The organism is Amycolatopsis sp. GA6-003 (assembly GCF_046267895.1).
Taxonomy (GTDB): Bacteria; Actinomycetota; Actinomycetes; order Mycobacteriales; family Pseudonocardiaceae; genus Amycolatopsis.
Window position 1 is genome coordinate 4,021,801 of sequence record NZ_CP176499.1, and the last position, 22,337, is coordinate 4,044,137.

A 22,337-nucleotide genomic window follows, 5' to 3' on the forward strand; every position below is an offset into this window, starting at 1 on the left:
GGACGTCCTGCGGCGTGATGGTGGTGGTGACGGCCCTTCGGGAACACGAGCCGCCGGGGTAAACCGGATATTCATCCGCTTGGCTCGCTTTGACCGAGGCTAGCGGATTAGAATCCGCTACGCAACGAAGTGGAGCTACTCCAGGTCGTGCTGGAGCGGCTCCAGGTCAGGTCAAATCAAGTCAGGTCAGGCGAAGCAACGCGGGAGGCGCGATGCCGGTGAGCCCGCGGCGGGCGGACACCCGGCGCAACCACGAACGGATCCTGGCGGTGGCGGCGGAAACCGTGAGCCGCGCGGGAGAAGTGTCGTTCAACGCGGTCGCCAAGGAAGCGGGCGTCGGCGTCGGCACGGTGTACCGGCACTTCCCGACGCCGGAGTCGCTGGTGCTGGCCGTCTACGAACGCGAGGTGAACCAGCTCGTCGAGATCGTGCCCGAATTGCTCGCCAACCATTCCCCCGATCAGGCGTTGCGCGTCTGGATCGTGGACCACCTGGCGCACTACATGATGACGAAACGCGGGCTGGCCAACGCGTTGCGCGCGTCGCAGAGCGAACTGCCCACCCAGGCGTACGCCCGGATGCTCGACGCGCTGGACACCCTGCGCAAGGCGAACGCGGAAGCGGGCACGATCCGCCCGGACCTGAAGACGGAAACGCTGATGCGCGGCCTTGGCGGGCTGTTTTTCCTGAGCCCGCAAGGGGATTGGAAGACCGAGACGGAGGGGGTGGTGGACCTGGTGTGGCACGGGATGCGGATGGACTGACCGGTTTCCCGCCGGGGCAAGGGTTTGCAGGCAAGGGGTTTCGGCACTGGACACGGCGAACCGCGGTCACTCCGAAGTGGACAACACCTTCAGGTCGATCCCCGCCCGCTCGAAATGCCCCCTCGGATCCGGCACCAGCTTGCGCTTGTCCAGATCCATCAGCCCGAGCGTGCACTTGATCTCGGCGGACAGCGTTCCGTCCAGTTTGAGGATGCGCGAGGTCATCCAGAACACCTTGCCGTCGCCGAACGAGGCGTCGCAGGTCACGTCCACCACGTCGCCCGCGCGCAGTTCCCGCCGGTAGACGATGTTCGATTCGAGCAGCACCGGCGCCAGCCGCGATTCGTGCAGGGCGTCGCCGCCCGCCGCCTCGAAGACTTCCAGCCGCGCGACCTCGCCGTACGAGTGGTACACGGCGTGGTTCAGGTGGCCCAGCGTGTCGAGTTCGTAGTGGCGCACCTTGATCCGGGTGCGGAACGGTTCGCGGTCGGTCACGACGTCCAGGCTAGTTGTCGTAGAAGAGTTCCTCGACCACGGCATGCGCGTGCCTCGTCACACGGCGGTAGGCGTCGAGGAACTCGCCGGGGTCGTCGTCCACCGAGTAGCCGAACACGCGCGCCACCGCGGCCAGGTCGCGGCCGGTGCCGGGCACCTCGTCCGCCGCCTTGCCGCGCACCAGCATCGTCGCGTTCCGCACGCGCGTGGCCAGCAGCCACGCCTCACGCAGCGAGTCCGCCGCTTCCGCTGAGGCGAGACCGGCCTCGGCCAGGGCGGTCAGCGCGTCGAGCGTCGACGTCGTCCGCAGGCCAGGCACCTCGTGCGCGTGCTGCAGCTGCAGAAGCTGGACAGTCCACTCGACGTCGGCGAGCCCGCCCCGGCCGAGCTTCGTGTGCCGCGTCGGGTCGGCGCCGCGCGGAAGCCGTTCGGTCTCCACCCGGGCCTTGATCCGCCGGATCTCGCGCGCGTCGGTCGGGTCGAGCCCGCCTTCCGGATAACGCAGCGGGTCGATCATCTCGATGAACCGCTGGCCAAGCTCGTCGTCGCCGGCGACGAACCGGGCCCGCAGCAAGGCCTGCGACTCCCACACCTCGCCCCAGCGCTGGTAGTACGCCCGGTACGACTCCAGCGTCCGCACCAGCGGCCCGCTACGCCCTTCCGGCCGGAGATCGGCGTCGACGATCAGCGCCGGGTCCGCGCTCGGCGCGCCCAGGATCTTCCGCACCGTCTCCGCGACCGACGAAGCGAACCGCACCGCCTCGGCGTCCGAAACCCCTTCGGCGGGCTCGCAGACGAAAAGCACGTCGGCGTCCGAGCCGTAGCCCAGTTCCGCCCCGCCAAGCCGCCCCATGCCAATGACCGCGATCGTCGCCGGAGTGCGCCCCAGTTCAGCCTGCCGTTGCCGATAAGCCGCCGACAACGCGCCCTGCAGCACCGCCACCCACACGCTCGACAGCGCTTCGCAGACCGACGGAACATCCAGCAGTCCCAACAAATCCGCGCACGCGACGCGAAGCAGCTCATGGCGACGCAGCGACCGCGCAGCGGTGACCGCCGCACTCAACCCGGGTTGACGGCGTACGGCCGCTCGAAGCGACGTCGCCACTTCGGCTGGCGTACGTCCGGTCAATCGAGCCGGATCTCCCAGCAGCTGCAGCACTTCCGGCGCGCGCACAAGCAGATCCGGGACCAGGTGCGACGTCCCGAGCAAGAACGCCAGCCGTTCGACGACAGTGCCCTCGTCACGCAGCACCCGCAGGTACCACGGCGTGTCCTGCAGCGCCTCGGACACCTTGCGATACGAGAGCAGACCACCGTCCGGATCCGGCGTATCGGCCAAGCAGTCGAGCAACACCGGCAGCAGCGCCTGTTGAATCGCCGCGCGCCGCGACACCCCGGAGGTCAGCGCCTTGATGTGCTGCAGGGCCCCTTCTGGCGCGGCGTACCCGAGCGCGGCGAGCCGGCTGGCGGCCTGTTTCGTGGTGAGCCGCAACGCTTCCGTCGGCACATTCGCCACCGACTGCAGCAGCGGACGGTAGAAAACCTTCTCGTGCAGCCGCCGAATTCCCTGTGCGTGACGGCGGAACTCGGCAAGCAGCGCCTCGCCCTGGCTACGCCCACGCACCGGCCGAATGCCACACGCGCGCGCGAGAATCCGCAGCTCATCGGTGTCGGACGCAGCGGGGAACAGGTGCGTCCTCCGCAACCGACGCAACTGCAGCCGGTGCTCAACGGTGCGCAGGAACTCGTACGACGAACCCATTTCCGCGGCGTCCGCGCGGCCGACGTACCCGCCGTCGCCGAGCGCGGCCAACGCCTCCAAAGTGGACGGCGAGCGCAACGCCGGATCCACCCGGCCGTGCACGAGTTGCAGCAGCTGCACGGCGAATTCGACATCCCGCAGCCCGCCGCGGCCCAGCTTCAGCTCGCGCTCGAGATGCTCCGACGCGACGTGTTCCTCCACTCGCCGGCGCATCTGCTGGACCTCGGTCACGAAGTTGTCGCGGTCCGCGGCCGACCACACCATCGGCGCGACCATCTCCGCGTACTGCCGGCCCAGCTCGGCGTCGCCGGCCACCGGACGCGCCTTCAGCAACGCCTGGAACTCCCAGGTCTTCGCCCACTTCTGGTAGTACGCGGTGTGCCCTTCGAGCGTGCGCACCAACGCGCCACTCTTGCCTTCCGGCCGCAACGCCGCGTCGACCTCGAAGCACGCGTTGCCGACCAGCCGCATCATCGTGCTGGCCAGCCGGGTCGCGACGGCAAGGTCGCCGGCCCCGACGAAAATGACGTCGACGTCGCTCACGTAGTTCAGCTCGCGGCCACCGGTCTTGCCCATCGCGATCACCGCGAGCGTGCCTTCGGCGGACGCGCCGACCTCCTGCTCGGCGACCACGAGCCCGGCCTGCAGCGCAGCCTCGGCGAGCGTCGTCAGTTCGCTGGCCACATCCCGGAACTGCGGGTGCTCCAGCCCGGGTTCGACGAGGTGCCCGAGGTCCGCGGCGGCGATGCCGAGCAGCAGCCCGCGGTAGCCGGCCCGCAGCGCGTGTTCGGCAGCGGTCCTGGTGAGGTACGTCCCGTCGTCCTGGCGAACGCGCTCGAGCAGCCGCTCGGCGAACTTCGCCGGATCCGTGCAGCGGTTGTCCGCGAGACAGCGCCACTCGCCCGGATTGGCGACGAGGAAGTCCGCCAGCGCGGTGGAAGTGCCGAGCACGCCCAGGAGGCGACCGCGGAAGGTGCGGTTCTCGCGGAGCGTGCTGTCCAGCTCAGGCCAACCGGGTTCGTCGGCCTCGCGGATGCGGTCGAGCCCGGCCAGCGCGAGGTCCGGATCCGCGGCCCGGGAAAGAGCGAGGAGGACATCGGCGGCGCCCTCGGCCGGTCCGCCTTCGGTCCACCAGCCCGCCGCGCGCAGTTGACCGTCGGCCCGGGTGTCGGTGAAGCCGTACCTGGCCGCCGAAGCTGTGGTCCGCGCGCGCTCTGCCATCGCTCACACCGTAGCCGGACTCGGGGCGGTTCAGGCAGCCAGGCGGTCCGGTTCGGTATCGGCGGCAGAGGGTTCGGGGACCTGGAAGCTGTGCGCGGTGACGGGTTTGCGCCGGGAAAGCAGGTAGATCCCGGCGGCGAAGAGAATTCCGGCGACGCCGACCGCGATGGTCCCCGCCTCGCCGAGCGAGGCGATCTTGCCCGCCGCCGCGCCGACGATCGCCGCCGCGGGCAGCGTGAACAACCACGCGAGCACCATCCGGCCGGCCATCCGCCAGCGCACCGGAGCCTCGCGACGGCCGACGCCGGACCCGATGATGCCGCCCGAGCAGACGTGCGTGGTCGACAGCGGGAAACCGAGGTGCGAGGACAGCAGGATGACGACCGCGCTGCTGGTCTGCGCGGAAAATCCCTGCGGGCCTTCGATGTCGGTGAGGCCCTTGCCGAGGGTGTGGGTGATCCGCCAGCCGCCGAGATACGTGCCGAGCGCCAGCGCGGACGCCGCACTGACGATCACCCAGACGGGCGGCGCGGACCCGGCGGGGAGGCTGCCCGCGGCCACGAGCGTCAGCGTGATGACGCCCATGGTCTTCTGCGCGTCGTTGGTGCCGTGCGCGAGCGAAACCAGCGACGCGGAAACGATCTGTCCGACCCGGAATCCCCGCCCGCCGCGCTTGCGCACCAGGAACCGGTAAACGAAGTAGGTGACCGCGGCCGCCGCCACCCCCGCGATCACCGGCGACGCGGCGGCCGGGACGAGCACCTTGTCGACGATCTTGCCGAAGTGGACGGAGTCCGCGCCCGCGGACACCCAGGTCGCGCCGATCAGGCCGCCGAACAGCGCGTGCGACGAACTCGACGGGAGGCCGACGTACCAGGTGAAGAGATTCCAGACGATCGCCCCGATGAGCCCGCCGAACACGATGGCGGGCCCGATCCTCGTCTCGTCGACGAGTCCGCTGGAAATCGTTTTCGCGACCTCGACCGACAGGAACGCGCCGGCCAGGTTCAGCACCGCGGAGATCGCGACGGCGACGCGGGGCCGGAGTGCTCCGGTGGCGATCGAGGTCGCCATCGCGTTCGCCGTGTCGTGGAAGCCGTTGGTGAAATCGAAAACCAGCGCCGTGCAGATCACGACGACAACGAGCAGCGAGGGGTCCACCCCGACCTCCGAACCCTACGGAAATACCTCTCGCAAGGTACCTGACCGTTTGGGTGAACCGTTAACTCGCCGTAAGTGATTCCGACGTCATCCGTTAAGCCAGCGGCAACTGGCGTTGACTTTCCGGAGCCGCCTCCAGCTGACCGGCGGCCAACTGGACGAACCGGCGCGCGAACGGACGCCAGGTCTCGGCGATGTCCGCGTGCGCTGAGATCAAGGTGTCGTCCTCCAGCGCGCCCGGACGGGTGAGTTCTGCCATTTCCGGCTCCGCCTCGGCCCAGGCGCGGACGACGTCCGGCGTCGTCTCGATGTGGAACTGGACGCCGTAGACGCACCGGTTCATCCGGTAGGCCTGGTGCGGGTACTTCGGCGTGGACGCGAGCAGCTCGGCGCTCTGCGGCAGGACGGTGATGACGTCGCGGTGGAACTGCAGGACATCCGGGAGGAAGGGCATGTCCGCGAATAGCGGATCGACCCACGCGGCGTCCTTCTTGGACACGAGCCCCGGCCCAACCTCGGGCCCGGACTCGCCCTCCGCGACCTGCCCGCCGGTCGCGACCGCGAGCAGCTGCGAGCCGAGGCAGATCGCGAGGGTCGGCACCGCGTTGCCCGCCGCGGCGGCGAGAAGCTTGCGGACGTCGGCGAGCCAGGGGTGTTCGGCGTCGTCGAGCGCACCCATGCCGCCGCCGAGACAGACCACCCCGTCGTACCCGTCGAGACTCGCCGGCAGCTCCTGCTCCGGCGGCAGCCGCACGTCGAGTTCCGCGCCGGCCTCGGTGAGCCACTCCCCGAGCGGGCCGATGGGATCGCTGGCATCGGGCTGGATGATGAGCAGACGAGTCACGGCGTCCAGGGTACGGCCTATCCGGCCTCCGTCGGGTAGCCGTGGGCGAGCCAGGTCGTGATGCCGCCGGAGAGCCGTTTCACCGTGAAGCCGAGCCGCGCGAGCCGGTATGCGCCCTGGGTGGCGGCGTTGCAGTAGATGCTCTCGCAGTAGCAGACGTAGACGAGATTCCGGTCGAGGTCACGGGTGCTTTCCTCGGTGATTTCCCGGTACGGCAAGCAGATCGCGCCCGGCAGGCGAGCTTCCGCGTACGCCCCCGGACTGCGGGTCTCGACGAGGACATATCCGTCGGTGCGCCCGTCGGCGAGGTCCAGGCGAGGTCGACCGGGTCGACCTCGAAGGCGAGTTCGCGCCCGAAGTACTCGACGGCGCTGGAGGCTTCGCTGGGGAGGGAGAGGATGCGAGGTTTCACGGTGTTGATCCTCTCGTTCCGGTCCGGGTTCCGGACAGGGGAAGATCCAGGTGTTCCGCCGTCCTCACCAGGGTTTCCCGGGTCTGGACGGCAGTTGGCCTGGAGTTCCTGGAGAGGGTTGCCGCGATGGACCTGGACGATGTCGACCGGCACCTGTTGGAGCTGCTGCAGACCGACGGCCGCCTGACGTTCTCGGAGCTCGGCCGCCGGGTCTCGCTGTCCGCTCCCGCCGTGACGGAACGGGTACGCCGGCTGGAACAGCGCGGGGTGATCACCGGCTATGCGGCCCGCGTGGATCCGGAGAAGCTGGGCCGCCCGATCCAGGCGATCGTCCGGGTCCGAGTCCGCAGCCTGGACGGTCCGCGCTTCCGCGAGACGATCCTGCCGCTGCCGGAAATCACCGACGCCGACCACGTCACCGGCGACGAATGCTGGCTGCTCCGTGTGCACTGCCGCACGACCGCGGAGCTGGAGCACTTCGTGGAACAGGCCCAACGCTACGGCGAGACGACGACCTCGCTGGTGTTCTCGTCTCCGGTGCGAGGCCGCGGGCTGTCGCTGTGACCCGGACACGACAAAGGGCCCGAACCCCCGCGGGGGTTCCGGGCCGGGACATGAGTCTGGGCCCCGGGAGAACCAGCGAGGGTTCTCGGACCGGGGCCCAGACTGTCACGTTAAGTTCGGCGGTGTCCTACTCTCCCACAACCCTTCGGTTGCAGTACCATCGGCGCAGTCAGGCTTAGCTTCCGGGTTCGGAATGGGACCGGGCGTTTCCCTGACGCTAAAACCACCGAAACACTCCGAAACAACACACCCCCACATGGTGGGGCCGGTGTGGTGTTTCAGAACCGTAGAGTGGATGCGCAACATCTTCGTGGGCAAGTCCTCGGCCTATTAGTACCAGTCAACTCGACAACACATTACTGTGCTTCCATTTCTGGCCTATCAACCCAATCGTCTCTTGGGGGCCTTAACCCGCAAAGGGGTGGGATACCTCATCTTGGAACAGGCTTCCCGCTTAGATGCCTTCAGCGGTTATCCCTTCCGAACATAGCCAACCAGCCATGCCACTGGCGTGACAACTGGCACACCAGAGGTCCGTCCGTCCCGGTCCTCTCGTACTAGGGACAGCCTTCCTCAAGTATCCTGCGCGCGCGGCGGATAGGGACCGAACTGTCTCACGACGTTCTAAACCCAGCTCGCGTGCCGCTTTAATGGGCGAACAGCCCAACCCTTGGGACCTACTCCGGCCCCAGGATGCGACGAGCCGACATCGAGGTGCCAAACCATGCCGTCGATATGGACTCTTGGGCAAGATCAGCCTGTTATCCCCGGGGTACCTTTTATCCGTTGAGCGACACCCCTTCCACCAGGAGGTGCCGGATCACTAGTCCCGACTTTCGTCCCTGCTCGACATGTCTGTCTCACAGTCAAGCTCCCTTGTGCACTTGCACTCGACACCTGATTGCCAACCAGGCTGAGGGAACCTTTGGGCGCCTCCGTTACCCTTTAGGAGGCAACCGCCCCAGTTAAACTACCCATCAGGCACTGTCCCTGAACCAGATCATGGTCCGAGGTTCAGATTCCCAATCCGACCAGAGTGGTATTTCAACAACGACTCCACCCGAACTAGCGTCCGAGCTTCACAGTCTCCCACCTATCCTACACAAGCCGAACCGAAAACCAATACCAAACTATAGTAAAGGTCCCGGGGTCTTTCCGTCCTGCCGCGCGTAACGAGCATCTTTACTCGTAATGCAATTTCGCCGGGCCTGTGGTCGAGACAGCCGGAAAGTCGTTACGCCATTCGTGCAGGTCGGAACTTACCCGACAAGGAATTTCGCTACCTTAGGATGGTTATAGTTACCACCGCCGTTTACTGGCGCTTAAATTCTCAGCTTCACCCCTCGAAAGGAGTTAACCGGTCCTCTTAACGTTCCAGCACCGGGCAGGCGTCAGTCCATATACATCGTCTTGCGACTTCGCATGGACCTGTGTTTTTAGTAAACAGTCGCTTTCCGCTGGTCTCTGCGGCCAACCACCCCTCCGTCCGCACGGGACTTCAAGGTGTTTGGCCCCCCTTCTCCCGAAGTTACGGGGGCATTTTGCCGAGTTCCTTAACCACAGTTCACCCGATCGCCTTGGTATTCTCTACCTGACCACCTGTGTTGGTTTGGGGTACGGGCCGTGCATGCACTCACTAGAGGCTTTTCTCGACAGCATAGGATCACCCACTTCGCCTCAAACGGCTACGCATCACGTCTCAGCCTATATGCCATGCGGATTTGCCTACATGACGGCCTACACGCTTACACCAGGACAACCATCGCCTGGCGGAGCTACCTTCCTGCGTCACCCCATCGCTTGACTACTACGGAATCAGGTCCCACGCTCCACACACGAACTCCGTCCGAAGACATCGTCCGCGGCTTCGGGTGGTTAGTGTCAACCGCCTCGCCATGGGCGCACATGCTCGGGTACGGGAATATCAACCCGTTGTCCATCGACTACGCCTGTCGGCCTCGCCTTAGGTCCCGACTTACCCTGGGCGGATTAGCCTGGCCCAGGAACCCTTGGTCATCCGGCGGCAGAGTTTCTCACTCTGCATTCGCTACTCATGCCTGCATTCTCACTCCCGCACCCTCCACGACTCGCTTCCGCGGCCGCTTCCCTGGATGCAGGACGCTCCCCTACCCACCCGTGCCACTGCACCAACCCCCGAAGAGGAAGGCGGATGTATTGCACGAGTGACACAGCTTCGGCGGTGTGCTTAAGCCCCGCTACATTGTCGGCGCAGGACCACTTGACCAGTGAGCTATTACGCACTCTTTCAAGGGTGGCTGCTTCTAAGCCAACCTCCTGGTTGTCTGGGCAATCCCACATCCTTTCCCACTGAGCACACACTTAGGGGCCTTAGCTGGTGTTCTGGGCTGTTTCCCTCTCGACGACGAAGCTTATCCCCCGCCGTCTCACTGCCGCGCTCTCACTAACCGGTATTCGGAGTTTGGTTGATTTCGGTAACCCGGTAAGGCCCCTAGACCATCCAGTAGCTCTACCCCCGGCAAGAAACACGCGACGCTGCACCTAAATGCATTTCGGGGAGAACCAGCTATCACGGAGTTTGATTGGCCTTTCACCCCTACCCACAGCTCATCCCCTCAGTTTTCAACCTAAGTGGGTTCGGGCCTCCACGACGTCTTACCGTCGCTTCACCCTGGCCATGGGTAGATCACTCCGCTTCGGGTCTAGACCACGCGACTCAAACGCCCTATTCAGACTCGCTTTCGCTACGGCTACCCCACCCGGGTTAACCTCGCCACGCAGCACTAACTCGCAGGCTCATTCTTCAAAAGGCACGCCATCACCCGAAGGCTCTGACGGCTTGTAGGCACACGGTTTCAGGTACTCTTTCACTCCCCTCCCGGGGTACTTTTCATCTTTCCCTCACGGTACTCGTCCGCTATCGGTCTCCAGGAAGTATTTAGGCTTACCGGGTGGTCCCGGCAGATTCACAGCAAATTCCACGAGCTCGCTGCTACTCGGGAACACCACCAAGACCTACGACGACAGCTTTCGCGTACGGGGCTCTCACCCGCTCCGGCCGCCCGTCCCAAGGCGTTCCGCTAACCATCGCGTACATCCGGAGAAATGTCAGTCTCTCCAAGGTGGGTCCCACAACACCGCCTGCACAACCCCTGACAGGTATCACATGCAATCGGTTTAGCCTCTTCCGCTTTCGCTCGCCACTACTCACGGAATCACTTTTGTTTTCTCTTCCTGCGGGTACTGAGATGTTTCACTTCCCCGCGTTCCCTCCACGCCGGCTATATATTCACCGGCGGGTAACACCACATCACTGGTGCTGGGTTTCCCCATTCGGAAATCCTCGGATCACAGCTCGGTTGACAGCTCCCCGAGGCATATCGCAGCCTCCCACGTCCTTCATCGGCTCCTGAAGCCAAGACATCCACCATGTGCCCTTAACAACTTGACCACAAAGATGCTCGCATCCACTCTACAGTTCTCAAACACCACACCAGAAACAACGTGTGTTGCCTCAGGACCCAACAGTGCGCAGTGAACACCCGACCACCCGGACTCCGCTCCCCCGTTCCACGCGGCAAGCCGCAGTACTGAGCAGGAACATCATCCACCGTCGCCGGCGATAACCAGTAGTTCCACAATTCCTTGAGCAACCGGAACAAGCACGCATTCGGCACTTGAGTTCCAGCCACCCCACCGAGGTTGGTCCGGGTATCCCGGCCTGGTGGATGTGTTGTGCTCCTTAGAAAGGAGGTGATCCAGCCGCACCTTCCGGTACGGCTACCTTGTTACGACTTCGTCCCAATCGCCAGTCCCACCTTCGACCACTCCCTCCCTTGCGGGTTGGGCCATGGGCTTCGGGTGTTACCGACTTTCATGACGTGACGGGCGGTGTGTACAAGGCCCGGGAACGTATTCACCGCAGCGTTGCTGATCTGCGATTACTAGCGACTCCGACTTCACGCAGTCGAGTTGCAGACTGCGATCCGAACTGAGACCGGCTTTAAGGGATTCGCTCCACCTCGCGGTATCGCAGCCCTCTGTACCAGCCATTGTAGCATGTGTGAAGCCCTGGACATAAGGGGCATGATGACTTGACGTCATCCCCACCTTCCTCCGAGTTGACCCCGGCAGTCTCCCACGAGTCCCCGCCATGACGCGCTGGCAACGTAGGATAAGGGTTGCGCTCGTTGCGGGACTTAACCCAACATCTCACGACACGAGCTGACGACAGCCATGCACCACCTGTACACCAACCACAAGGGAAGCCCCATCTCTGGGGATGTCTGGCGCATGTCAAGCCCAGGTAAGGTTCTTCGCGTTGCATCGAATTAATCCACATGCTCCGCCGCTTGTGCGGGCCCCCGTCAATTCCTTTGAGTTTTAGCCTTGCGGCCGTACTCCCCAGGCGGGGCGCTTAATGCGTTAGCTACGGCACGGACAACGTGGAATGTCGCCCACACCTAGCGCCCAACGTTTACAGCGTGGACTACCAGGGTATCTAATCCTGTTCGCTCCCCACGCTTTCGCTCCTCAGCGTCAGTATCGGCCCAGAGACCCGCCTTCGCCACCGGTGTTCCTCCTGATATCTGCGCATTTCACCGCTACACCAGGAATTCCAGTCTCCCCTGCCGAACTCAAGTCTGCCCGTATCGACCGCACGCTCCACGTTAAGCGTGGAGATTTCACGGCCGACGCGACAAACCGCCTACGAGCTCTTTACGCCCAATAATTCCGGACAACGCTCGCACCCTACGTATTACCGCGGCTGCTGGCACGTAGTTAGCCGGTGCTTCTTATCCAGGTACCGTCACTCTCGCTTCGTCCCTGGCGAAAGAGGTTTACAACCCGAAGGCCGTCATCCCTCACGCGGCGTCGCTGCATCAGGCTTGCGCCCATTGTGCAATATTCCCCACTGCTGCCTCCCGTAGGAGTCTGGGCCGTGTCTCAGTCCCAGTGTGGCCGGTCACCCTCTCAGGCCGGCTACCCGTCGTCGCCTTGGTAGGCCATTACCCCACCAACAAGCTGATAGGCCGCGGGTTCATCCCATACCGCCGGAACTTTCCACCACTGAGGATGCCCCCAGTGGTCGTATCCGGTATTAGACCCAGTTTCCCAGGCTTATCCCAGAGTACAGGGCAGATTACCCACGTGTTACTCACCCGTTCGCCACTCATCCCCGGCCGAAACCGGTTCAGCGTTCGACTTGCATGTGTTAAGCACGCCGCCAGCGTTCGTCCTGAGCCAGGATCAAACTCTCCAACAATGAACAGTTCGATCGAGACTACTCTCAACCATATCCTCAAAGGAAACCCCGACGAGGGGGTTTCATAAAAGCTCTACTGGCTTAGTTCACTAGCACACTGTTGAGTTCTCAAGCAACACACCCCGAACCAGCCCCGGAATCAACCAGGCCAAGCTCGATGCGTTATTTCAAGCTTTTGGTCGAGCATGCCGGTACCTACGAGGTTAGTCGTAGGGAGTCGGCGGCCGCTCGTGGGCCGACGCTGAACATTACCTGGTCCGTTTCGCGGTGTCAACCCGCTCGGCCCTGGCTCCTAGTCGGTGAGGCTTTCGGCCCCGCCGGCCCGGTGTTCCTGGCGACGAAGAGAAGATTACATGCCTTCCAACCACCCGAAAACAGGGGGGTCACTTAACGGCATCGCGCCTGGTCAGAGCGTCGCCAGCGGCCGGATCCGGCCGGTTCGAGACCCGCGGACCGCGCTCGGAGGGGCCGCGGAAGGGCCCCAAGTGACCCAGGTCTCCCCCATCGGACGAACCTCCCGCTGCCGCAGAAGTGGGCGTCCGGGCCAACTCAGCAGGCCAGAGCGCTGCCCGGCAACTTCCGCGAGGACCCAGCTCGCCCGTAACGCACACCGCCGGTCAATGCAGTGCACTGACCGGCGGCCACAAACCTTCACCCACTCCGGGCAACCCCGAACGGCTTACCGAGGCAACGTGGGCAGATACCGAGGCGGAACCCGCACCGGCGCGACCCGCAGGTAGTCCGCGGCCAGCGCGAGCATCTTCCCGTCCGTCCACTGTCCGCCCATGAACGAAATCCCGACCGGCAGCGGTCCGACCGAACCGGCCGGGACGGTGACGTCCGGATACCCCGCCACCGCGGCCGGCGTCGAGGACGGGATCACGTCGTTGTCCCCGACCTTGCAGTCCGTCTTCCAGGCGGGCGGGTTCGTCGGCGACGCGATGGCGTCCAGGCCGTGCTTCGCGAGGGTCTCGTCCAGCGACCGGCGCGCGAGGTCGGTCAGCTCGGCCCGGTTCTTCAGGTAGGTCGGATCCTGCGGGCCGGGCGCGGCGAGCGCCTGCTCGAACAGCTCCTGACCAGCGAAGCAGGTCCGTTCCAACGGGTCAGCGCGGTTGTACGCGATGAGGTCGGCCAGGTTCCGCGGCCCGGTCGGGCGCGTGGCGAGGTAGGCGTCGATGTCGCGGTGGAACTCGGTCAGCAGCGCCGGGAACTCCAGCTCCGAGAGCCGGTCCTGGTACGGCAGGCTGACCTCCACGACCGTCGCGCCGGCGCGTTCCAGCGCAGCCTTCGCCTTGCTGACCACGGCGTCCGTCTCCGGGCCGAGCACCGGCAACCGCCACAGGCCGATTCGCGCGCCGCGCAGGACGCCGGGGCGGAGGAGTTTCGCGTAATCGGTGGGCTGGGTCGACGGGTAGCGCAGGGTGGCCGGGTCGGACGGGTCGCGGCCCTGCAGCACCGAGAGCGTCAGCGCGGTGTCGACGACGTTGCGCGCGATGGGTCCCGCCGTGTCCTGTTCCGCGGAGATCGGCACGACGCCGGTGCGGCTGACGAGCCCGAGGCTCGGCTTGTGCCCGACGGTCGCGGTCATCCCGGCCGGGCACACGATCGACCCGTCGGTCTCGCTGCCGATCGCGACCTGCGCGAGCGACGCGGCGACGCCGGCCGCGGATCCGGCGGACGAACCGCAGGGGTTGCGGTCCAGGACGTACGGGTTGTTGGTCTGCCCGCCGACCCCGGACCAGCCGGAAGTCGGCTTCGCGGCGCGGAAGTTGGCCCATTCCGACAGGTTCGCCTTGCCGAGGATCACCGCGCCGGCCTCGCGCAGCCGGGTGATCAGCGTGGCGTCCTTGGCCGGACGGCTCCGCAGCGCGCGCGAACCGGCGGTGGTCTGCTGGTCGCGGGTGTCGACGTTGTCCTTGACCAGCACCGGGATCCCGTCGAGCGGACCGAGCGTGTGGCCGGTGCGGTGCCGGACGTCGCTGGCCGCGGCTTGCGCGAGCGCGGCCGGGTTGAGCGCGAGGACGGCGTTGACCTTCGGGTCCAGCACCCGGATCCGGGCGAGGTACGCGCTGGTCAGCCGGGTCGCGGTGAGCTGCCCGGACGCCATCCGGCGCTGCAGCGACGGGATGTCGGCGCGGTCGAGGTCGAAGTGCAGCCCGGCGGCGTCGATCTCGGGTTCAGCCGCCATCGCGACCGCCGGCGGCGCGGTGGCCAAGCCCGCCGCCGCGACCAGTGCGGCGAGTACGGCGGGCAGTCTTTTTCCCATGTTCCGATGCCTCCCCAACGTCGGAGCACGGCCCGGGGGCCCGCGTCAGAGCATCGGCAACAGGGTCCGGAGCTCGTACGGAGTGACCGCGCTCCGGTAGTTGTCCCACTCGACCCGCTTGTTGCGCAAGAAGAAGTCGTAAACGTGCTCGCCGAGCGCTTCCGGCAGCAGCTCCGACTTCTCCATCTCGGCGAGCGCCTCGCCGAGGTTCTGCGGCAACTGCGAGTAACCGGCGGCGCGGCGCTCGGAGTCCGACAGCTGCCAGATGTTGTCCTCGGCCGGCGGCGGCAGCTCGTAGCCCTTTTCGATGCCTTTCAGCCCCGCGGCCAGTATCACCGAGTAGGCCAGGTACGGATTGCACGCCGAGTCGAGCGTCCGGATTTCGACGCGCCGCGACGACGCCTTGCCCGGCGAGTACATCGGCACGCGCACGAGCGCCGACCGGTTCGCCCTCCCCCACGACACCGTCGTGGGCGCCTCGCTGCCGCTGATCAGCCGTTTGTAGGAATTGACCCACTGATTGGTGACGGCGGAGATTTCCTTGGCGTGGTGCAGGACGCCGGCGACGAACGCCTTGCCGGTCTCGGACAGCTCGTGCGGGTCCTCCGCGTCGTAGAACGCGTTGCGGTCGCCTTCGAACAGGCTGACGTGGGTGTGCATGCCCGAGCCGGGCTGGTCGGTGAACGGCTTCGGCATGAAGGTCGCGCGCACGCCCTGGGTCAGCGCGACCTCCTTGACGACGTAACGGAACGTCATCACGTTGTCGGCCATGGTCAGGGCGTCGGCGTAGCGAAGGTCAATTTCCTGCTGCCCGGGCGCGCCCTCGTGATGGCTGAACTCGACCGAGATGCCCATGGCCTCGAGGGTCTCGATGGCGTGCCGGCGGAAGTGCGTCGCCGTGGCGTGGCTGGCCTGGTCGAAGTAGCCGCCGTTGTCGGCGGGCTCGGGCTCGCTGCCGTCGTCGGGCAGGTTGGCGAGCAGGAAGAACTCGATCTCCGGGTGCACGTAGCAGGTGAACCCGGCTTCGCTGGCCTTCGACAGCTGGCGGCGCAGCACGTGCCGCGGGTCGGCCCAGGACGGCGATCCGTCGGGCATCGCGATGTCGCAGAACATCCGGGCGGAGTACGGGCCGCCCTCCGGGGTCTCCCAGGGCAGCACCTGGAACGTGGACGGGTCGGGTTTGGCGACCATGTCCGACTCGTAGACGCGCGCGAAGCCCTCGATGGCCGAGCCGTCGAACCCGATGCCCTCGCTGAACGCGCCCTCCAGTTCGGCGGGCGCGACCGCGACGGACTTCAGGAACCCCAGCACGTCGGTGAACCACAGGCGAACGAAACGGATGTCGCGCTCTTCCAAGGTGCGGAGCACGAATTCCTGCTGGCGATCCATGGCCGAACCCTAACCAGCACGTGTTAACGCCATGTTTCACGGGTCGCCCACCACGGCGGCGAGGTCACGCCACCTGCGCGAGCTGGGTTTTCCGGGTCTTCCCTGATCGGGTGATCGACAACGACGCTACCGAGGCGATCACCGCGAGCCCGGCGGCGACGTACCAGGCGACCGCGTAATCGCCGAGCTGGTCGCGCACCGCGCCGGCGGCGGACGCAGCGAACGCCGCGCCCAGCTGGTGACAGGCGAAAACCCAGCCGAACACGATCGGACCGGCTTCGCCGAAGGCGCGGATGCAGAGCGCGACCGTCGGCGGGACGGTCGCGACCCAGTCGAGGCCGTAGAAGAGGATGAACGCCCACATGCTCGGCTGGACCGAATCCGTGAACAGCTGCGGCAACAGGGCGAGCGAAACTCCCCGCAACGCGTAATAAATGCCGAGCAGGATCCGCGGGTCGACGCGGTCGGTGAGCCATCCCGACGCGATCGTTCCCACCACGTCGAAGACGCCGACCAGCGCGAGCAGGCTGGCCGCGGTCGTCTGCGGCATGCCGTGGTCGTGCGCGGCCGGGACGAAGTGCGTGCTGACCAACCCGTTCGTGGTCGCCCCGCAGATGGCGAACCCGACAGCGAGTAACCAGAACGTCCGGGTGCGCGCGGCCTGGAACAGCACGGACAGTCCTCGGCGGACAGTGCCGACCTTCGGTGCCGGACGCTCCACTTCGGTTCCTTCGGGCGCTCCGTACGCGACGGTGCCGATGTCGGCGGGGTGGTCGCGTACGGCCAACAGCACGACCGGGACCACCGCGAGAGCCGCGATGGCGATGACCATCGACGCCGTCCGCCAGCCGTCGTCCACCGCGAGCGACGCGATCAACGGCAGGAAGATCAGCTGTCCGGTCGCCCCGGCAGCGGTCAGCACGCCGGTGACGACGCCGCGGTGGCGGACGAACCAGCGCGTCGCGACCATCGCGGCGAAGCTCATCGCCATCGAGCCGGTGCCGAGGCCGACGAGCACGCCCCAGCAGAGGATCAACTGCCAGCTGGCGCTCATGAAGACGGTGCCGCCCGCGCCGAGAGCGACGACGCACAGCGCGGTAGCCGCGACCCGGCGGATGCCGAACCGCTCCATCAGCGCGGCGGCGAAGGGCGCGAAGAGGCCGTACAGGACGAGGTTGACCGAGACCGCGGAGCCGATCGTGGCGCGGGACCAGCCGAACTCTTCGTGCAACGGATCGATCAGAACACCCGGCGCGGCTCGGAAGCCGGCGGCGGCGAGGAGGGCGACGAACGCGGCCGCCGCGACGAACCAGGCGCGGTGCAGGCGGCGGGCGGGACGAGTCTCAACGGTCACGAGCAGTCAGTCTGGTGTGCCGGAAGCGTTGTCGACAGTGGCCGGAAGGACACTATCCGAAAAGATCGGGCCAGCCGAGTAGGCTTTCGGCCATGCTCAGCCGACGTGTCCTGCCGGCGCTGCTGCTCCTCGGGCTGGTCGGCGGTTGCACCGCGGCACCCCCCTTGCCCGCGGCGGACGGGTTGCTCGCCGCCGCCAAGACGAATTTCGCCCAGGTCTCGAGCCTGCACTTCTCGGTCGGCGTCAACGGCGTCCTGCCCGGCCTGCCGATGACGAAGCTCGTCGGCAACGCGAACCTCAAGAACGGCGGACAGGCGAGCGGCAGCGCGGAATTCACCGATCGGTCGTTCTCGTTCACCGTCTCCGGGCACACCGCGACCACAAAGGACACGAAGGGTCGCGAAACGAACGGCCCCACGCCCTTCACCGTCGACCGGTTCCTCGGCCCGCACGGCGGCCTGATCCGTCTCCTCGACTCGCTCCAGCAGCCGAAGACCGAAATCCGCGAGACGATCCAGCACGTCGACGGCTACCGCGTCGGCGGAACCGTTCCCCAGGCGGTCGCGGCGAAGCTGGTGCCGCAGATCCGCGCTGACGTGAACGTGAAGGTCTGGGTGACAGTCGCGGAGCCGCGCCGCTTCGCTCGGATGTGGCTGCAGGTGCCGCCGGCTACGGAGCGCGACAGCCCGGTGATGTACGAGGTGCTGCTGACGGATCAGCAGCCTTGACAAGCGCCGGTTGGTGGCTCGCCCGAGCGAGCCACCAACCTCAGTTGGCCTTGCAGCGAGTGCCGTCCGGAGGCGTCGTCCCGTCGATCAGGTAAGCAGTGCCCGCCTTGTCGACGCACGCGTTGCCCTGCAGGAACACCGTGTGCTGAGTCCCCTCGAAGGTGAGCAGCGAGCCCTTCAGCGCCTTCGCGAGGTTCACGCCCGCCTGGTACGGCGTCGCGGGGTCGTTCGTCGTGGAGATCGTCAGCGTCTTCGGCAGGCCTTCGACGTTCGGCTCGTGCGGCTTCGACGTGTTCGGCACCGGCCAGAACGCGCACGCGTCGCGGGCGGAGCTGGCTTCGCGGCCGTCGTCGAGGAACGGCGCGGCCTTTACGTACTTCTCCTGGGCTTCGAGGATCTGCTTCGAATCGGTGACGCGCGGATCGTCTACGCAGCGGATCGCGGTGAAGGCGTCCTGCGTCGTGCCGTAGCTGCCGTCCGGATTGCGCTCGTTGTAGATGTCGGCCAGCTTCTCGAGCGTGGTGCCGCGCTGAAGCTTCAGCTCGTTGAGGCCGGTGTTCAGGTACTCCCAGAGATTCTGCTGGTAGAGGGCCTGGATGGCACCGGTGGTGGCGTCCTCGTAGGAGAGCTTGCGGCCGTCGCCCACCGGAACCGGGAAGTCGATCAGCCGGCGTGTGAGGTCCTGAAACTGCTTCGTCGCGTCGGCCGGGTTGTGGCCGAGCGCGCAGTCCTGACGCGCCGCGCACCACTTCGCGAACTCGTTGAACGCGCCGCCGAAACCTTGGCCTTGCGCGACGAGCGACTCTTCTGGGCTCTGCGTCGGGTCGACAGCGCCGTCGAGAACGAGCGCGCGCACGTTCTTCGGGAAGGTCTCCGCGTACGTGGAGCCGATGCGCGTGCCGTACGAGTAACCGAGGTACGTGAGCTTCTCGTCGCCGAGGACGCTTCGCAGCACGTCCATGTCCTTCACGACGTCGCGCGTACCGACGTGCGCGAGCATGTCGTCGCCGTACTTCGTCCGCTGTGTGCACTTCGCGGCGAAGTCCTTCTGTTCCGCTTCCTGCTTCGCGACGCCCGCAGGAGAACCGTCGGTCTCGCTGTCGTCGGCACGGTCGGCGTCGCGCTCAGGTCCGGTCAGGCATTTGATCTGCGGTTCGCTCGCGCCGATCCCCCGCGGGTCGAAGCCGACGAGATCGAACCGGTCGCCGAGATCGGACTTCGACACCTGGTCGAGCAGGCTCGCCGCGGCCACCATGCCCGAAGCGCCCGGTCCGCCCGGGTTCACCACGAGCGAACCGATTTTGCCGCCCGCCTCGCTCGCGCGGTGCCGCAGCACGCCGATGGCGATCGTCTGCCCGTCCGGTTTGTCGTAGTTCAACGGAACGGTGAGGCGGGCGCACTCGATGCCCTGGGTCTTGAAGGCGGACCGGGAGTCGTCCGACGTCGCGTAGGGTGCACAGGCGGACCAGGTCATGCTCTGCCCGTAGAACCGCTCCAGTCCGGCGGGCACCGGGCCGACCGGCGCGTGCGATTCGACCGTCGGCGAGGGCGCGGCCTGGCCGGACTCGGACGCGCACGCCGCGAGCGTGGTCGCGAGCACGCCGGCAGCCGCTAACACGACTATCGGATGGACTTTCGGGCTGGCGCTGGGATGACGGGACACGGTTTGATCGTGCCATCCGGGCGCGGAACTCGAACGCACCGTCGGCGCGTTGGGCAGTGCGGGTGCGACCGGAGACACATCGACACGAGGAGACCAGGGGTGGCACTGATCAGCCGAGTGGGCAAGCGGCTCCGCCGGATCATCCAGCGGCCGGGCAGCGTCGAGCTGACCCGCTACGAAGCGCTGCTGCCCGCCGTCGAGAAGCTCGAGCCGGAGCTGGAGAAACTCGCCGACGCCGAGCTGACCGAGCGCGCGGGCGAGCTGCGGGACTCCATCGGCGGGGCCGCCTCGTTCACCGACAGCCAGCTGATCGAGATCTGCGCGCTCGGCCGCGAGGCCGCTCGGCGCAAGCTCGGCGAGCGGGCCTTCGACGTGCAGCTGCTCGGCACCATGGGCCTGCTCACCGGCCACGTCGTGCAGATGGAGACCGGCGAGGGCAAGACGCTCGCCGGTGCGCTGGCCGCCGCGGGATACGCGCTGCGCGGCCGCCGAGTGCACGTGGTCACGGTCAACGACTACCTCGCCCGCCGCGACGCGGAGTGGATGGGCCCGGTGTACGACCTGCTCGGCGTCACCGTCGGCTGGGTCGAACCGGCGCATGCGAAGGAGGAGCGCAAGGAGGCCTACGGCAAGGAGGTCACCTACGGCGCGGTCGCCGAGATCGGCTTCGACGTGCTGCGCGACCGGCTGGTCACGCACCCCGACGACCTGGTGCAGAAGGCTCCCGAGGTGGCGATCGTCGACGAGGCCGACTCGGTGCTGGTCGACGAGGCGCGCGTGCCGCTGGTGATGGCCGGTTCGATCGACCACAACGACGCGGACGAGGAGGTCGCCAAGATCGTCCGGCGGCTGCGGCTCGGCCTGCACTACGAGACCGACTCCGAGGGCCGCAACGCGTGGCTGACCAGCGCCGGAGCGTCGGTCGTGGAGAAGTCGCTCGGCGGCGTCGACCTGTACGACGAGTCCGGCTCGGACCGGCTCGCCGCGGTGAACGTCGCGCTGCACGCGCACGCGCTGCTCACCCGGGACGTCGACTACCTGGTCCGCGACGGCAAGGTGCAGCTGATCAACGCCGCCCGCGGCCGCGTCGCCGAACTGCAGCGCTGGCCGGACGGCCTGCAGGCCGCGGTCGAGGCGAAGGAGCAGGTCACGGCCACCGACCGGGGCGAAATCCTCGACTCGATCACCGTGCAGGCGCTGCTCGCGCGCTACCCCGAGGTCGCGGGCATGACCGGTACCGCGGTCGCGGTCGCCGAGCAGCTGCGCGAGTTCTACAAGCTCGAGGTCGCGGTCATCCCGCCGAACACCCCGAACGTCCGCGAGGACCTGCCGGACCGCGTCTTCGCCTCGCCGTCGCAGAAACTGCGCGCGATCGAGGAGGAGATCCGGACGGTGCACGAGACCGGGCGGCCGATTCTCGTCGGCACCCAGGACGTCGCCGAATCCGAGGAACTGGCGGAGAAGCTGGCGAAGGTCGACCTGCCGTGCGTCGTGCTGAACGCGCGCAACGACGCCGAAGAGGCCGCGATCATCGCCGAGGCGGGCAAGAAGGGCGCGGTCACCGTGTCCACGCAGATGGCGGGCCGCGGCACCGACATCCGGCTCGGCGGCAGCGACGGCGCGTCCCGCGAGGAGGTCGCCGAACTGGGCGGGCTGCACGTGATCGGCACCGCGCGGTATCCGTCGAGCCGCCTCGACGGGCAGCTGCGCGGCCGGTCCGGACGGCAGGGCGACCCGGGCAGCGCGATCTTCTTCGCGAGCCTCAACGACGATCTCGTGCTGTCGAACGCGCCGGACCTGCCGGACGGCATCGACGCGGACCCGGAGACCGGCGAGATCACCGACCCGGCCGCGCACCGGCAGCTCAACCACGCCCAGCGCGTCGCCGAGGGCGTCGACCTGGAGATCCACCGCAACACCTGGCGCTACACCCGGCTGATCGAACGGCAGCGCGCTGAGCTGCTGGAACACCGCGACAAGGTGCTGCACACCGGGCTCGCGGCCGAGGAGCTGGAGAAGGCGCAGCCGGAGAAGTTCGCCGAGCTGAAGGAAAAACTGGACGACTCCGACCGGCTCGAGCAGGTGTGCCGCGAGGTCCGGCTGTTCCACCTCGACCAGCTGTGGTCGGATCACCTGGCGTACCTCACCGACGTGCGCGAGAGCATCCACCTGCGCGCGCTGGCCCGCGAGACGCCGCTGGACGAGTTCCACCGCGCGGCGATCCCGGAGTTCCACAAGATCATCGCCGAAGCCGCGTCGCGGGCGGCGAAGACGCTTGAGGAAGCCGAGATCACCGACAACGGCCTCGACCTCGAGGAAGTCGGCGTGCGGCGGGCGAACACCACGTGGACGTACCTGGTGCACGACAACCCGTTCGACTCGGACTTCGAGCAGACGGTGAAGAAGGTGCGCAGCATGATGCGGATGAAGAAATCCTGATTCCTTCTTTCGGAGGGCTCCTCGCCG

General features: G+C 66.7%; 13 protein-coding genes and 3 rRNA genes. 4 read left to right on the top strand and 12 right to left on the bottom strand.

The features are described from left to right. Window positions 1-212: 212 nt before the first annotated feature. Window positions 213-764, top strand: a complete 552-nt coding sequence (locus tag F9C12_RS17645) for a TetR/AcrR family transcriptional regulator (protein WP_409183068.1) — start codon at window positions 213-215, stop codon at window positions 762-764. A gap of 66 nt (window positions 765-830) precedes the next feature. Here F9C12_RS17645 and F9C12_RS17650 read toward each other — a convergent pair whose 3' ends face one another. The 5 genes from F9C12_RS17650 to F9C12_RS17670 all read right to left on the bottom strand — a co-directional run bounded on the left by F9C12_RS17650 (window position 831) and on the right by F9C12_RS17670 (window position 6,708). Continuing rightward, window positions 831-1,259, bottom strand: coding sequence for an acyl-CoA thioesterase (locus F9C12_RS17650; RefSeq protein ID WP_409183069.1), 429 nt, complete (start codon window positions 1,257-1,259; stop codon window positions 831-833). 10 nt (window positions 1,260-1,269) lie between these two features. After that, window positions 1,270-4,245, bottom strand: a complete 2,976-nt coding sequence (locus tag F9C12_RS17655; RefSeq protein WP_409466626.1) for a bifunctional [glutamine synthetase] adenylyltransferase/[glutamine synthetase]-adenylyl-L-tyrosine phosphorylase — start codon at window positions 4,243-4,245, stop codon at window positions 1,270-1,272. A 30-nt stretch (window positions 4,246-4,275) separates the two neighbouring features. Beyond that, window positions 4,276-5,406, bottom strand: a complete 1,131-nt coding sequence (locus F9C12_RS17660; RefSeq protein ID WP_409466627.1) for an inorganic phosphate transporter — start codon at window positions 5,404-5,406, stop codon at window positions 4,276-4,278. 94 nt (window positions 5,407-5,500) lie between these two features. After that, a complete protein-coding gene (locus tag F9C12_RS17665) occupies window positions 5,501-6,250 on the bottom strand; it encodes a type 1 glutamine amidotransferase (protein ID WP_409466628.1) in 750 nt (249 codons plus the stop codon). A 17-nt stretch (window positions 6,251-6,267) separates the two neighbouring features. Continuing rightward, window positions 6,268-6,708, bottom strand: a complete 441-nt coding sequence (locus tag F9C12_RS17670; RefSeq protein ID WP_409467025.1) for a rhodanese-like domain-containing protein — start codon at window positions 6,706-6,708, stop codon at window positions 6,268-6,270. Between the two features lie 80 nt (window positions 6,709-6,788). Between F9C12_RS17670 and F9C12_RS17675 the strand changes: the two genes are divergently transcribed. Continuing rightward, window positions 6,789-7,226: an Lrp/AsnC family transcriptional regulator gene (locus tag F9C12_RS17675; RefSeq protein ID WP_409183074.1), complete on the top strand. Its 438-nt coding sequence runs from the start codon at window positions 6,789-6,791 to the stop codon at window positions 7,224-7,226. A gap of 114 nt (window positions 7,227-7,340) precedes the next feature. Here F9C12_RS17675 and rrf read toward each other — a convergent pair. The 6 genes from rrf to F9C12_RS17705 all read right to left on the bottom strand — a co-directional run bounded on the left by rrf (window position 7,341) and on the right by F9C12_RS17705 (window position 17,480). After that, window positions 7,341-7,457: ribosomal RNA gene (gene rrf, locus F9C12_RS17680) — 5S ribosomal RNA — on the bottom strand. A 79-nt stretch (window positions 7,458-7,536) separates the two neighbouring features. Beyond that, a 23S ribosomal RNA gene (locus F9C12_RS17685) occupies window positions 7,537-10,656 on the bottom strand. Window positions 10,657-10,951: 295 nt separating this feature from the next. Continuing rightward, window positions 10,952-12,471 (bottom strand): 16S ribosomal RNA (locus tag F9C12_RS17690). The 16S, 23S and 5S rRNA genes sit together here, the layout of an rRNA operon. Window positions 12,472-13,150: 679 nt before the next feature. Next, window positions 13,151-14,737, bottom strand: coding sequence for an amidase (locus tag F9C12_RS17695; RefSeq protein ID WP_409466629.1), 1,587 nt, complete (start codon window positions 14,735-14,737; stop codon window positions 13,151-13,153). Between the two features lie 45 nt (window positions 14,738-14,782). Then, window positions 14,783-16,126: a type I glutamate--ammonia ligase gene (gene glnA, locus F9C12_RS17700; protein WP_009073159.1), complete on the bottom strand. Its 1,344-nt coding sequence runs from the start codon at window positions 16,124-16,126 to the stop codon at window positions 14,783-14,785. Window positions 16,127-16,190: 64 nt separating this feature from the next. Next, entirely contained in the window at window positions 16,191-17,480 is a 1,290-nt protein-coding gene (locus F9C12_RS17705) for an MFS transporter (RefSeq protein ID WP_409466630.1), read from the bottom strand. 92 nt (window positions 17,481-17,572) lie between these two features. Here F9C12_RS17705 and F9C12_RS17710 point away from each other — a divergent pair, with 92 nt between their 5' ends. Beyond that, window positions 17,573-18,208, top strand: coding sequence for an LppX_LprAFG lipoprotein (locus F9C12_RS17710; protein ID WP_409466631.1), 636 nt, complete (start codon window positions 17,573-17,575; stop codon window positions 18,206-18,208). A 40-nt stretch (window positions 18,209-18,248) separates the two neighbouring features. Here the strand turns inward: F9C12_RS17710 and F9C12_RS17715 are convergent, their stop codons facing one another. Then, complete coding sequence (locus F9C12_RS17715; RefSeq protein WP_409467026.1) at window positions 18,249-19,826, bottom strand: alpha/beta hydrolase; 1,578 nt, start codon at window positions 19,824-19,826, stop codon at window positions 18,249-18,251. Window positions 19,827-19,970: 144 nt separating this feature from the next. Between F9C12_RS17715 and secA2 the strand changes: the two genes are divergently transcribed. After that, entirely contained in the window at window positions 19,971-22,310 is a 2,340-nt protein-coding gene (secA2, locus tag F9C12_RS17720; protein WP_409466632.1) for an accessory Sec system translocase SecA2, read from the top strand. The last annotated feature ends 27 nt before the right edge of the window (window positions 22,311-22,337 follow it).

Bases quoted from the DNA above. Each gene is read 5' to 3' on its own strand.
- F9C12_RS17645 (WP_409183068.1), top strand. From the start codon at position 213: ATGCCGGTGAGCCCGCGGCGGGCGGACACCCGGCGCAACCACGAACGG.
- F9C12_RS17655 (WP_409466626.1), bottom strand. From the start codon at position 4,245: ATGGCAGAGCGCGCGCGGACCACAGCTTCGGCGGCCAGGTACGGCTTC.
- F9C12_RS17675 (WP_409183074.1), top strand. From the start codon at position 6,789: ATGGACCTGGACGATGTCGACCGGCACCTGTTGGAGCTGCTGCAGACC.
- F9C12_RS17695 (WP_409466629.1), bottom strand. From the start codon at position 14,737: ATGGGAAAAAGACTGCCCGCCGTACTCGCCGCACTGGTCGCGGCGGCG.
- glnA (WP_009073159.1), bottom strand. From the start codon at position 16,126: ATGGATCGCCAGCAGGAATTCGTGCTCCGCACCTTGGAAGAGCGCGAC.
- F9C12_RS17710 (WP_409466631.1), top strand. From the start codon at position 17,573: ATGCTCAGCCGACGTGTCCTGCCGGCGCTGCTGCTCCTCGGGCTGGTC.